The sequence below is a fragment of the Lactobacillus sp. W8093 genome, from assembly GCF_016100925.1.
GTDB lineage: Bacteria > Bacillota > Bacilli > Lactobacillales > Lactobacillaceae > Lactobacillus > Lactobacillus helsingborgensis.
On the sequence record NZ_JACFRL010000005.1, the window covers coordinates 1 to 12,885 of the forward strand.

The window sequence follows — 12,885 nt, forward strand, 5'->3', positions numbered from 1 at the left end:
CCATTTTCAAAGCAGTTGAATATTTAGTCATGAAAAAAGTGCTCCTAATAGTCAGATTAATGTCTAACTATTATGGAGCACTTCACCAATCTAGAGGGTTAACTTCAGGTGGTTTGCTTTTTTAATCTAGTAGGATTGATATAAAAACTTATTTTCAAAATAAATTTTTTCTATATAAGTAACAATGCTTTAGCTGATAGTAAGTATTACATTTGTTAGTCTTAAGTACGATTTCTTTTTTGCACATAAACATATACCGGCCAACCGCTCAGTGTAAGCAGAATGCCAATAAGTGCCAGGACCGGTTGAGTTAATGTGGTTGTGATGACGATGAATAACGCTCCACAAATGGCTAATAAAGGTGGTAAAGGATACCACGGCATTTTATATGGTCGCAAAATATCTGGTTGCTTTTTACGTGAAATAAGAACACCTAAAAATAATAAGATTGAAAATATCCAGGAAACATAAACAAGCATGTTAGTTAATGAGTCAAACGTTCCGGAAAAGATCATTACTGTAGCGATTGCGCATTCAAAAATCATACTGTTTGTAGGGACAATGGTTTTGCTATTTAACTTGCTAAAAAATTTAGCAGCAGGTAATTTGTTCTCTCTGCCCAAAACATACGGCATTCTGGAACCAAGAAGCAGGTGACCGTTGATCGCGCCAAATACAGAAACTAGAATTCCAGTGGCAACAAGCGTACCGCCCACACTACCAAAGAGTTTCTTTGCAGTAAGTAAGGCAGTTGTTTGATTACCCACAACTTTTGACCACGGAATAACCCTAACATAACTCCAATTAAGAAGAGTATAAAAAATAGTGACGCCAAAAAGTCCCCAAATGATAGCTTTCGCTAATGTCTTTGCCGGGTTCTTAATTTCACTAGCCAAATTACCAATACTTAGCCAGCCATCGTAAGCAAAAAGAACGGCAAGTAATGCCTGCCCAAAAGCCATTGCGCCTGATGAAGAAGTAATGTGCGGTGCCGGCGCACCCGCTAACTGATTGGGACCCCTATAAAATAAAGCAAAGATGATAATGGCAGCAATCGGCAGTAACTTAATGACTAAAGTGATTTTTTGTACTTGACCACTTAATTTTGATCCTATCCAATTAATTAACAGAATAGTCAACATAACAATTAAAGCAATCACAGTAGTTGATAAATCCTTAAAGTGCGGTATTTCCTTTAGTTGCGTGGCGAAAACAATCGAAAGGGCTGCAATATTAGCAGGGTAATAGATAATTATTAAGGACCAACCGAAAAGAAAAGCTACTTTAGGACCGTAAATTTCTTCCAAGTATCTGACTGGGCCACCATCTTTAGGATAAACTGACGCCAACTCGGCTATAGTTAAGCCAGCCATCAGTGTGATAAAACCCGCAAGAGGCCACACGATTATACTTAGCCAAGCATTATTTGTTAATGCTGATACATTAGCGATTTTAAAAAAAGCGCCTCCGCCTATCATGGTGCCCATGACTGTGGCTAAAGCGGCGAAAAAGTTAAGTTGTCTTTTCATATTTTTACCTTGCTCATTTAAATATAAGAAATATTATATTCTTTCTCCGTTAAAATAAAAAGTTCAGTTATGGTGGCTTAACTAATTTTAAATAAAAATTTGCTGAAAAAGTGCAATAGCCAGATGTGGTTGAAAGGCAGTTGGAATATGTTATTATTTGGTTTAAAAAGTCCGAAATTATCTTTAAAAGGAGTAAAAAATGAATAGAGTCACTGTTATTGGCAGTATCAATTTAGATACCAATTTACGTGTACGGAAAATGCCTAAACCGGGAGAAACGGTTCACGCTACTGGTCATTATTCAGCAGCTGGAGGTAAGGGTGCCAATCAGGCAGTAGCAGCTGCCAGATCAGGTTGCAAAGTTAGTTTTATTGGTGGTGTTGGCAATGATGCACCAGGCAGCGAAATGCTTAATTTGCTCAAAAAAGAAGGCATCAACACCTCTGGCATCATTACTGCGCCTCATGAATCAACAGGTCAAGCTTTTATTACTGTTGATGATAATGGCCAAAATTCAATTACTATCTATGCTGGCGCTAATTATGCTTTTGGGCCCAATGAAGTTGTTCAAAACAAGGCTTTAATCGCCAATTCTGATTTTCTCATCGCCCAGTTTGAAACGCCACTAGAAGCAACAATTAAAGGGTTCGAGATTGCTCATGCAGAAGGCGTCACAACTATTTTAAATCCGGCACCAGCGCTGGCTGAAATTCCAGCAGACTTGTTAAAATTGACCGACATTATTACTCCGAATGAAACTGAGGCCGAAACAATTACCGGTATCAAAGTAATTGATGAAAAAACCGCCCAAGAAGCCGCTGCAAAACTACACCAGCAGGGTGTAGCAACAGTTATTATTACCATTGGAGCCAAAGGTGCTTTTTACGATTACCAGGGACAGTGTGCATTAATTCCTGCATTTAAAGTTAAGGCTGTTGATACCACTGCTGCTGGAGATACATTTATTGGAGCTATGACTAGTGTCCTCAAACCGGATTTGACCAATTTAAAAGAAGCAGTTCTTTTTGCAAATAAAGCCTCATCCCTGACAGTGCAAAAGTTTGGTGCCCAACCTGCAATCCCTTTTGCTAAAGATATTAAGCTCGTTAAGTGAGCGCAATTCTTTTGGTAAAAATTAAGTTTACAATATTTTACATAGATACCTCTGTTATTGAAAGCCCTATTTCTATATAATATAAATGTAGTTTAGATTATGTTAACTGCTATGTTAGCAAGTTGATTTTTAAGAAGAAAGGCTCTTAATTATGACAACTAAGATTGGTATTATTGGTGATGGACACGTTGGTTGTACCGTTGCCCATGAGTTAATTATTTCGGGTTTGGTTGACGATTTGGTAATGATTGATGTTAACGAAGGTAAAGTTAAGGCAGATGCGATTGACTTTGAAGATGCAATGGCTAACTTGACTAATCACGTTAATATTATTGTTAACGATTATAGTGCATTGAAGGATGCTGATATCGTTATTAGTACTTTGGGCAAAATATCCTTGGAAACAAAAGGCGATCGTTTCCAAGAATTGGAATACAACAAGAAACAACTAGAGCCAATTACTGATTCAATTAAAAGCAGTGGCTTTAATGGCATTCTGATTGTCATCTCCAACCCAGTAGATGCAATTACAAGTCTTTACCAACAATTGACAGGTTTACCTAAAGAACATGTTTTAGGTACAGGTACACTACTTGATACTGCCAGAATGAAGAAAGTTGTTGCTAAAAAGTTCAATGTTGACCCTCGTTCAGTAAGTGGTTTTGCCTTGGGTGAGCATGGTGATTCACAATTTACAGCTTGGTCAACAGTTAAAGTGTTTGAAAAGCCATTAACAGAATTAGTTAAGACAGAATCATGGGAACCTAGTGACCTTGAAGATGAAATTAAGTTTGGTGGACAAACTGTCTTTATGGGCAAGCATTACACTAATTATGGGGTTTCTGCCGCTGCTGTAAGAATTGTCCGTGCTGTTTTGACAGATTCCCGTACTGAATTGCCAGTTTCAAGTTTCCAAGATAAGTATGATACATATATGTCTTATCCAGCCATTGTTGGGCGTGAAGGAATTGTTCACAAAATTGATTTACAATTAACTGCCGAAGAAGAAGAATTGCTGCAAAAGTCTGCTGAAGCAATTAAGGAAAAATCCCAAGCCTAAATATCTGAAATTTAAAAACACGCTTGTATACTAATACCCCAAATTTGTGAACAAATTGGGGGTATTATTGTGGTTAAATTAGCAACTGCATTATAAATTTATTGTCAAATCGTTACTAATTTTTTAATTAAATTCTGCTCTAAAAATAATGTTATATATTAAGCTAAAGCCTGAGCAGCTTGCTTATTTTTACTAGGTATATCTTCAAAGCCTAAAACTAAAGTCATAACAAAAGACACAGCTGCGGCAATAATCATGGCAATGATAGCGGTCCATAAATTACTTAAGTTATTAGGATTTGCTGGATTAATCCACATTGGTAGGGTAATTAGTCCCGGCGTCATAAAAACATAGGCGTTTAGTCCCTTAAAGCCGGCATATAGCCCGCCACAAAATCCGCCAATCATACACGCATACATTGGTTTACGCAAACGGAGTGTGACACCATATAAACATGGTTCAGTGATACCAGCAAAAAGTGCTGTTAAACCTGCTGAAATTGCAGTACCTCTAAGTTCTGGATTCTTGGTCTTGAACGCAATGGCCAAAGTTGCAGATGCTTGGGTAATATTATGCATAAGCGTTAAAGCTCTAGTTAATGGATCTACACCGTTTTTATTAATTGCTTCGATACCAGCAATTGCCAGTGCTGAGTGCATACCAGTTGTAACTATCCAAGGATATACTAATGCTAATAAGGCCAATGACAAAGGTCCTAATTTGCCACTTAGGAAAAAGACAATTTTAGATAAAGCAAATGACACTGCTGTCATTGCAGGTCCTATAACCACTAATGTTAGCGGAACTATGATTAGAATGGTTAATAATGGTGACATAAACGGTTTAATGGAGTTCCACAAGTGTTTATCCAAGAAATGTTGGATATATGACATTATCCATATTGCCATAATTGCGGGAATAATGGTGCTGCCATAACTGATGGACATTACTGGTAGTCCGAAGATAGATAAAGGCTTACCGCTTGCTACCAATTTAATAAAAGTTGGATTTAATAATGCACAGCCAACTAGTGCTGCTAGATAAGGATTGGCTTTAAATTGTTTTGCTGCCGCTAAGGCGACAAATATTGGCAAAAAATAAAAGGCAGAGTCAAATATTAGCAGTAGAATTTGATAAGTCATATCTTTATCAGATACGAGATGTACCATTTTAGCAATCAAAATCAAACATTTTCCCATACCACCAGCAACTAATACTGGTATTAAAGGAGTAATGCAACCTACAATAGCACTTAAAACTTTAGAAATTATATTTGTATGTTCTTTAGTTTTTGTTCTGAGTACTTCTTGAGTTTCGGAATTGGTGTCATTTTCATTTGCTATCAATTCTTGAAAAGCATTATAGACATCATCAACCCGATTTCCAATGACTATTTGAATTTGGTCCCCCTGTTTAACAACACCTATCACTCCGGAAATTAATTTGATTTTTTCAATATTTATTAATTCAGGGTTTTTGGGAATTACTCGTAAGCGAGTTGCACAATGCCAAGTTTTTTCTATATTTTGTTTCCCGCCAACTAGTGGCAATAAAGCTTGAGCAATTTCTTTGCTATTCATGATTAGTTCCTTCTTTCTCAAACAAATTTTTTCCTTGAGAATCAATTACTCGACGATACCAATAAAAGCTTTTCTTGGGCCAGCGTTGTTGGGTTCCTTTGCCTTTATTATCTCGATCGACATAAATAAAACCATATCTTTTAGCCATTTCTGCAGTGGAAGAACTGACAATATCAATCAGCCCCCATACTAAATAGCCCATTACTTCAATGTGATCTACATTAATTACTTTTTCTAGTTGGACAAGATGTTGTTGATGATAGCTAATCCGATAATCATCATTAATTTTTTTATCATCATTTACAACATCTCGTGCCCCCAGACCGTTTTCAACAATAAATAGGGGAACTTGAAAACGATTGTATAAATCTTGGCAAAGAATTCTTAATCCCAAAGGGTCTATTTGCCAACCCCAATCGCTTCGTTTCAGATAGGGATTGCTTTTACCCTTAATTGTGTTACCTTCTACTTGGGCTACATCATTTTCTGTTCCAACTGTTACCGACATGTAATAGCTAAAGGCTAAATAATCACAGGTGCCCGTAGCAATTGCTTTTAAGTCCTGATTAGTGATATCTAAATTTAAATCTTCTGTTAACATCCTATAAGTTGATTTAGGATAGTGTCCCTTTATTTGAACGTCTCCAGACAAGTAAGTATAATGTCTTAATTGTTGCGCCAACATGTCATCTTGCGGTTTACAAGAATAAGGATACGCAGTCAAGCCTGTAATCATACAGCCAAAATGTGCTTGGGGATCAATTTTTCTTCCGTATTCTACAATCTTTGCACTAGCAACATACTGATTGTGCATAGCTTGGTACTCATTCTTTTTGGTAATCAAGTTAGATGTTAATCCTGCGCTAACAAAAGGATGCCTCAGTACACTATCAATTTCATTAAATGGTATCCAATATTTCACCAAGTCATGAAATAAATCGATTGCTGTTGTCGCAAAATGGATAAAACTTGTCATAACTTCACGACTAGTCCAACCATTTTTTTCAACTACTAGTTTAATTGGCATTTCATAATGTGATAATGTAACAACAGGTTCAATATTATGATCTCGTAAATTTTTAAATAAGTTACGGTAATAAGTAACAGCTTTAGAATTAGGTTTAGACTCACTTCCAGTGGGAAATAATCTAGTCCAAGCAATTGATGTGCGAAAAGCATTAATGTGCATCTGGGAGAGTAAGTCAATGTCATTCTGATAGCTATGATAAAAATCAATTCCAGTCCTTTTAGGATAATTTTGATCATTGTGATCTTTTAAAAACGCATTGATTTGTTCAACTGATAGATGATTCAGATCAGTAGCATTACATTGCATAATATCAGCGGTTGAAGGACCCTTTCCGTCTTCATTCCAAGCTCCTTCAGCTTGATTAGCAGAAATGGCACCGCCCCATAAAAATTTTTTAGGAAATAACTTTGTTCTTTCCATAGTAAAAACCTCTAAACTTTTCAAATATTTGTTAACGCTAACATCATGGCTAAACTTTATCATTAAATTCAACTATGTGCAACGGCACAATGAATAAAAACATTTTGTGCAAAAAATCAATTAGGAGAAAAATATGCTTGACCTAGACACCCTGATCAAATTAAATTACCAAAAACTGACACCACAAGAACGAAAGGTAGCTGATAAATTAATCAAGCATCCCAGGTTTGCTCTTGAAAAAAACATTGCAAAATTAGCATCGAGCATCAATGTTTCTCGTAATACCATTACAAGGTTTTGCAAGGCACTGGGATTTAGCGGCTACACGGAATTTAAATATGAATATATCAAATTTATCAACCGCAGAATGCGGAATAAGGCCACTTCCAGTAATAATTTTATTCATGAGATAATCACTACGTATAAAGATAAAATCGGCGAAATTGAGACAAAAGGAAAACTAAAAGATAATGATATTAAGCAGTTAGCAAACAGTATTGTTGAACACAAACCACTTAAAATTATTGGCACTGGTAAATCCAGTCCGGTAGTGCAACAATTGAAATATAGTTTGCAAACACTGGGAATTTATGCCCAAATAATGGATTCGATCTATTATGCTAATGATTTTGGGTATTTATTTAATAATGATGATGTAGTTATAGTTTATACAGTGTCTGGTCACAGTATTTTAACTAATGCTGTTATGAGAGGTGCAATAGAGAAAAAGGCTAATGTCTACATGGTTACGACCAATGAAAACATTGATGTACCGTTAAACGCACTTTTCGTACTGCCTAACGTCGGTGTTGACAACTCTTTTTTGTTTAGCAACCACACCTTTTTCTACATTTTTAATGATATTTTGTGTAATTATGTTGATGTTTTGCTAAATAATGACAGTTTCTAGATAACAACAAATATTTTATTCTGACAAAGCACAAAAGCGGTTTTTCGTCATTTGAAAAAGAGCTAAAAATCATGCTGTTAAAGCGTTAAGCACATCTTAAGATTATTTGAAAATGCTTAACGCTTTTTTTGTGTACAAACTTGAATATTGTGAAGGAATAGGCAATTCAAATAATTGACAAAAAGTAAGTAAACGCATAGCATTAGAGACATTGATAGTTGCTAACAAAAAGGAAGTGAAATGAAAAAGGGCGAGACCAAATACTAATAAGGAAAAGTAATGGTTATTCCTGATCAAACCAGTTGGGTCTTTGTCGTTCACTTGTCGCAATAGTGCTAGCAATTATGACATTTAATCTACGAAAAGATAGTTCGTAGATTTTTTATTTTTGTGACTGTGCTTGATGCTCTTTTTCTGAGATCAGGCCGTCTGCATAAAAGTGGGAGGTAAAAAATGAGTTGGCAGATAATTACACAGAGTTTGCCTATTTTTTTAAAAGCCTTTGAATTAACCCTTTGGCTATCGTGTGTAGGCATTGTGTGCTCAATCCTTGTTGGTATTATCACCAGCTTGGTGCAGTATTTTAAAGTGCCCATACTGGGTAGAGTTTTGACAGTTTACGTGGAGCTTGCACGCAATACTCCGCTCTTGATTCAATTGTTCTTTTTGTATTATGCCTTTCCGGTCATTGGCTTAAAAATGTCGGCCCAAGTTTGCGGTATCATCGGATTGGTATTCTTGGGCGGAGCCTACATGGCTGAAGGTTTCACAGGTGGTTTTGCTGGAGTTAGTCCAAGTCAAATTGATGATGGCAAAGCATTAGGGATGAATGATTTGCAACTAGCACGCTACGTTGTTTTTCCACAAGGCTTTGCTTTGAGTATGCCAGCCCTAACGGCTAATATTATTTTTTTGATAAAAGAAACATCGATTTTTTCAGTCATTGCAATTCCTGAACTGACTAACACTGCTTTGGATTTGATCGGAATGTATTATCGCTCAAATGAATATCTTCTCGTGTTGGTCATTGCCTATGCCATTATTTTGGTGCCAGTAATCTTACTATTAAATTTTGTGGAAAGGAAAGTGCGTTATGGAACATTCGGCAATTAACGTCTTCTTTGCTGGTAATAATTTTGCGCGGATTCTGCAAGGTCTGTGGACTTCGGTCTGGATCGCTGCACTCAGTTTATTAATCGGTTTAGTATTGGGAACCTTGCTTGGCATTTTAAGAACACTGCCTAATAAAACAATTCGCTTTATTTTACGGGCTTACCTGGAATTTTTCCGTATTGTTCCTACTATTGTCTTGCTGTATCTGGTTTACTACATTTTGCCGCGGAGCTTGCATATCAATTGGCCGGCTAGTTGGATGGCAGTCTTGGCCTTTTCATTATGGGTGTCAGCTGAATTTAGTGATATTGTGCGCGGAGCTATTGAGTCAGTACCAGTTACGCAAAAAGAATCCGGTCAAGCATTGGGCTTGAGCGCTAGTCAATTATTTTGCTATGTCTTGCTACCGCAAGCAATGCAATTAGAATTACCAGCGACCATAAATTTAGCTACGCGGGTGATTAAAACTACATCGCTACTCATGCTGATCAGCATCATGGATGTGATTGCAATTGGGCAGCAGATTATTGAAGCCAACAACCAGCAGTATCCGAGTGCAGTTTTTTGGATTTACGGCTTGATTTTTATTTTGTACTTTGCAATTGATTATCCGTTGTCCCTTTGGGCTAAGCGCCTAGCTGCCAGGCAAAAGAGGTAAGGAAAATGACAGAAGAAATTTTACGAGTTGAAAATTTGAACAAGTATTATGGTGATTGGCAGGCTCTGCATGATATTAACCTGACATTGCACAGGGGTGAGGTGCTGACTTTATTAGGTCCATCCGGTTCTGGTAAAAGTACACTAATCAGGTGTTTAAATGGACTTGAAACATTTAGCAGTGGTGCTATTTACTTCAAGGGCAAAAAAATAGATGGCTCTGGTAAAACTTGGCAAGCTTTGCGGCAAAAAATTGGCATGGTCTTTCAGAGTTACGACCTCTTTCCTAATTTAACTGTGATTGAAAACATCATGCTTGCCCCAGTCAAGGTGCAGAAACGTTCTGAAAAAGAGGTTAGGGCTGAAGCTATCAGCTTGCTAAAGCGGGTGGAACTAGACGAATACGTCGATACCTACCCCCGAGAATTGTCAGGTGGTCAAAAGCAGCGTATTGCAATTGTTCGCGCTCTAGCCCTTCACCCCGAAATCATGCTCTTTGATGAAGTGACAGCTTCACTGGATCCGGAAATGGTTCGTGGCGTTTTGCAGATCATGGCAGACTTGGCTAAAAAAGACCATATGACGATGATTATCGTCACTCATGAAATGAACTTTGCGCGGCAAATAGCGGACCAAGTGTTATTTTTAGAAGACGGTAAGATCTTAGAAAATACTTCTGGCAAAGAGTTTTTTGCACACCCACAAACTGATCGTGCCCGTGATTTTCTCACGAGTATGGATTTTTAAGGAGTAAAAAATGAAAAACAAAAAAAATAGAAATATCATCATTGGAATTTTAGTAGTTTTAATCATAGCTGTGGCAGCATTTTTTGGTATCAAATCAGGAACAAGTAACAATAGTAGTGCAAACGAAAGCAGTGTGAGCGCAATTAAAAAACGGGGAGTTTTACGAGTTGCCGTATTTGGCGATCTGCCACCTTATGGTTGGGTTGATGAGCACGGCAATCGCGTGGGTTACGACGTTCGCCTTGCACGCCAAATGGCAAAAGATATGGGTGTTAAAGTGAAATTTACCCAAGTTAATGCCAACAACCGCGTTGACACTCTGAATTCAAATAAGGCCGATATAATTTTAGCCAACTTCACGGTGACACCCGAGCGTAAACAAGTAGTTGATTTTGCTAAACCATACATGAAAGTATCGGTTGGTGTAGTTTCTCCTAAGAATTCCCCAATTACTAGCGCAAGTCAGTTAAAGGGTAAAAACTTAATTGTCAACAAGGGTACAACAGCAGAAAATTATTTTACCAAAAAAGGCGGCGTAGACTTGTTGAAATTTGATTCCAAAACGCAGCAATTTAATGCTTTTAAAAATAAACGCGCTGCTGCTTTAGCGGATGACAATTCCTATCTCTATGCTTGGGTAAAAAAGAACCCTAATTACTCGGTTGGAATTAAAAACATTGGGCCTAATCAATTTATCTCACCCGCAGTTAAAAAAGGCAATAAGTCACTTTTAAACTGGACTAATAAAGAAATTACTAAATTAACTAAGAAAAAGTTCTTTATTGCTGATTATAATAAGGAATTAAAACCTTATTTTGGTAAAGAGGTTAAACCTAGCGATATTGTTTTAAATTAATCCAGCTGCTATAATAAATAAGTCTTGAAATTTACCTTTAAAGATGATAAGGTATTAAACGTTAATCGATTAATCTATGACTTGCAATAGGAGTCATGGCAAAGGAGTAATAAATTATGAAACAAGGTATTCATCCAGATTACCAACAAGTAGTCTTTATGGATTCAGCTACAGGTGCAAAATTTGTCGCTGGTTCAACTTTAACATCAAAAGAGACAGTAGATTACGAAGGTAAGACTTACCCATTAATCCGTGTTGAAATTACTTCAGATTCACACCCATTCTATACTGGCAAGCAAAAGTTTGCTCAAGCCGACGGTCGAATCGAAAAGTTCAACAAGAAATATGGCATGAACAACAAGTAATATCTTCAATCTGGTGGAAGGCAGCCCCATTGGGGCTGCTTTTTTATGTGAAACTTAATTGATATACTACTTTATTAAGGAGTATAATTACTTCTTTAGCAAAAAAATTCTTTTTTGGCTAGGAGAGACAAGATGAAAATGCAACTGGCAGAAATAGCCAAAGCAATTAATTCAAAGTGTGAGGGTAACGAGCAAACTGTTATTACTTCTGTTGCCTTTGATTCAAGAGAGATCGCTGCGGGTGGCTTGTTTGTACCGCTAAAAGGTGAACGGGATGGTCATGACTTTATTAATAGTGCTATCAGTAATGGTGCTAGTGCGACATTATGGCAAAAAGGTCATCCGAACAAGCCTGATAATATCGCTGTCTTAGAAGTAGAAGATCCTCTCAAGAGTATGCAGCAATTGGCACAGTACTATTTAAATAAGGTAAATCCTACTGTTGTTGGCATTACCGGTTCAAATGGTAAAACAACTACTAAAGATATGACAGCAGCAGTTTTAGCTAAAAGGTTCAATGTTCATAAAACTGACGCTAACTTCAACAATGAAATTGGCGTACCTATGACTATCTTAGATATGAAACCAAATACAGAAATTCTGGTTTTAGAAATGGGTATGGATCATGCTGGGCAATTACACCAATTGAGTGAATTGACTCACCCTGATGTCACTGTTATTACCATGATTGGTGAGGCTCACATTGAATTTCTTGGTTCACGTGCTGGAATTGCAGATGCTAAAATGGAAATTACGGATTTTTTACGTGAAGACGGCGAATTGATATATAACGGTGATGAACCGCTTTTACGTGAAAGAGCTGCTAAAATAAAACAAGCAAAAGTTACATTTGGTTTTGCAAAAAATGATACAGTTTATGCAACAGGTTATCGCAGCTATAAGCACCATGCTACTTTTACAGTCAATAACTCTGAACGTAAATTTTCCATTCCAATGATTGGTAAACATAATGTTTCTAACGCGCTGTCTGCTATTTGTGTCGGACGTCATTTTGGTGAAAGCGATGAAGAAATTGCTTGCGCTTTAGAAAAATTTACCCCGACCGCAAACAGAATGGAATGGGAAAAAGGCGATGTAGGTGAGGACATTATGAGTGATGTCTATAATTCCAATCCTACTGCCGTGCGTGCTGTGATAACCAGTTTTGGGCAGATTCAGGTTCCTGCTGGAAGCCATAGAATTGCCGTTTTGGGCGATATGCTGGAACTAGGGCCAAGATCAGCTGCACTTCATGCTGGGTTAGCAGATTGTTTAGACCCGCAGGTAATTAATGAAGTTTACCTGTTTGGTACAGAAATGAAACATCTGGCTGAAGCATTAAAAAGCAGTTACGATCCCGAAAATTTGCATTATTACACCCAAGACGAAATGCAACACATGATTGCAGATTTAAAAAATGATATTAAGCCAAACGACATAGTAGTCTTAAAAGGTTCGCACGGAATGCACCTTGAAAAAGTAGTTGAACGGCTTAGGTAAGGAG

12 protein-coding genes are annotated in these 12,885 nt (G+C 37.2%); 9 read left to right on the plus strand and 3 right to left on the minus strand.

Annotated features, from left to right (window positions below):
- Positions 1-221 precede the first annotated feature (221 nt).
- Entirely contained in the window at positions 222-1,529 is a 1,308-nt protein-coding gene (locus H3T47_RS04230; protein WP_199282663.1) for an APC family permease, read from the minus strand.
- 199 nt (positions 1,530-1,728) lie between these two features.
- On the opposite strand from H3T47_RS04230, the gene rbsK reads away from it, so the two are divergent.
- Together rbsK and H3T47_RS04240 are read left to right on the plus strand one after the other, a co-directional pair.
- Positions 1,729-2,643 (plus strand): ribokinase, encoded by a 915-nt coding sequence (gene rbsK, locus H3T47_RS04235; RefSeq protein WP_199282664.1) that lies wholly within the window; start codon positions 1,729-1,731, stop codon positions 2,641-2,643.
- Positions 2,644-2,794: 151 nt separating this feature from the next.
- Positions 2,795-3,703 (plus strand): L-lactate dehydrogenase, encoded by a 909-nt coding sequence (locus H3T47_RS04240; protein WP_199282665.1) that lies wholly within the window; start codon positions 2,795-2,797, stop codon positions 3,701-3,703.
- 158 nt (positions 3,704-3,861) lie between these two features.
- On the opposite strand, the gene H3T47_RS04245 is transcribed toward H3T47_RS04240, so the two are convergent.
- Positions 3,862-5,283, minus strand: coding sequence for a PTS transporter subunit EIIC (locus H3T47_RS04245; RefSeq protein ID WP_199282666.1), 1,422 nt, complete (start codon positions 5,281-5,283; stop codon positions 3,862-3,864).
- Positions 5,276-6,733 carry a glycoside hydrolase family 1 protein gene (locus H3T47_RS04250; RefSeq protein ID WP_199282667.1) on the minus strand — a complete coding sequence of 486 codons (1,458 nt, stop codon included), beginning with the start codon at positions 6,731-6,733 and terminating at the stop codon, positions 5,276-5,278. Before H3T47_RS04250 ends, H3T47_RS04245 begins: the two co-directional genes overlap by 8 nt.
- A 133-nt stretch (positions 6,734-6,866) precedes the next feature.
- On the opposite strand from H3T47_RS04250, the gene H3T47_RS04255 reads away from it, so the two are divergent.
- From H3T47_RS04255 to murF, 7 genes are all read left to right on the plus strand, one after another.
- Complete coding sequence (locus tag H3T47_RS04255) at positions 6,867-7,643, plus strand: MurR/RpiR family transcriptional regulator (protein ID WP_199282668.1); 777 nt, start codon at positions 6,867-6,869, stop codon at positions 7,641-7,643.
- 453 nt (positions 7,644-8,096) lie between these two features.
- Positions 8,097-8,756 (plus strand): amino acid ABC transporter permease, encoded by a 660-nt coding sequence (locus H3T47_RS04260; protein ID WP_046327511.1) that lies wholly within the window; start codon positions 8,097-8,099, stop codon positions 8,754-8,756.
- Entirely contained in the window at positions 8,737-9,414 is a 678-nt protein-coding gene (locus tag H3T47_RS04265; RefSeq protein ID WP_199282669.1) for an amino acid ABC transporter permease, read from the plus strand. Before H3T47_RS04260 ends, H3T47_RS04265 begins: the two co-directional genes overlap by 20 nt.
- Positions 9,415-9,419: 5 nt before the next feature.
- The gene (locus H3T47_RS04270) at positions 9,420-10,160 is read left to right on the plus strand and encodes an amino acid ABC transporter ATP-binding protein (RefSeq protein WP_199282670.1); all 741 of its coding nucleotides are present in this window, start codon (positions 9,420-9,422) and stop codon (positions 10,158-10,160) included.
- 10 nt (positions 10,161-10,170) lie between these two features.
- A complete protein-coding gene (locus tag H3T47_RS04275) occupies positions 10,171-11,016 on the plus strand; it encodes a transporter substrate-binding domain-containing protein (RefSeq protein WP_199282671.1) in 846 nt (281 codons plus the stop codon).
- A 116-nt stretch (positions 11,017-11,132) separates the two neighbouring features.
- Entirely contained in the window at positions 11,133-11,381 is a 249-nt protein-coding gene (locus tag H3T47_RS04280) for a type B 50S ribosomal protein L31 (protein WP_038523835.1), read from the plus strand.
- 132 nt (positions 11,382-11,513) lie between these two features.
- Positions 11,514-12,881, plus strand: coding sequence for a UDP-N-acetylmuramoyl-tripeptide--D-alanyl-D-alanine ligase (gene murF / locus H3T47_RS04285; RefSeq protein ID WP_199282672.1), 1,368 nt, complete (start codon positions 11,514-11,516; stop codon positions 12,879-12,881).
- Positions 12,882-12,885 lie beyond the last annotated feature (4 nt).

Coding starts and splice junctions, on each gene's coding strand:
- rbsK (WP_199282664.1), top strand. CDS start 1,729: ATGAATAGAGTCACTGTTATTGGCAGTATCAATTTAGATACCAATTTA.
- H3T47_RS04245 (WP_199282666.1), bottom strand. CDS start 5,283: ATGAATAGCAAAGAAATTGCTCAAGCTTTATTGCCACTAGTTGGCGGG.
- H3T47_RS04270 (WP_199282670.1), top strand. CDS start 9,420: ATGACAGAAGAAATTTTACGAGTTGAAAATTTGAACAAGTATTATGGT.
- H3T47_RS04260 (WP_046327511.1), top strand. CDS start 8,097: ATGAGTTGGCAGATAATTACACAGAGTTTGCCTATTTTTTTAAAAGCC.
- H3T47_RS04265 (WP_199282669.1), top strand. CDS start 8,737: ATGGAACATTCGGCAATTAACGTCTTCTTTGCTGGTAATAATTTTGCG.
- H3T47_RS04250 (WP_199282667.1), bottom strand. CDS start 6,733: ATGGAAAGAACAAAGTTATTTCCTAAAAAATTTTTATGGGGCGGTGCC.
- H3T47_RS04280 (WP_038523835.1), top strand. CDS start 11,133: ATGAAACAAGGTATTCATCCAGATTACCAACAAGTAGTCTTTATGGAT.
- H3T47_RS04275 (WP_199282671.1), top strand. CDS start 10,171: ATGAAAAACAAAAAAAATAGAAATATCATCATTGGAATTTTAGTAGTT.
- H3T47_RS04230 (WP_199282663.1), bottom strand. CDS start 1,529: ATGAAAAGACAACTTAACTTTTTCGCCGCTTTAGCCACAGTCATGGGC.
- H3T47_RS04255 (WP_199282668.1), top strand. CDS start 6,867: ATGCTTGACCTAGACACCCTGATCAAATTAAATTACCAAAAACTGACA.
- murF (WP_199282672.1), top strand. CDS start 11,514: ATGAAAATGCAACTGGCAGAAATAGCCAAAGCAATTAATTCAAAGTGT.
- H3T47_RS04240 (WP_199282665.1), top strand. CDS start 2,795: ATGACAACTAAGATTGGTATTATTGGTGATGGACACGTTGGTTGTACC.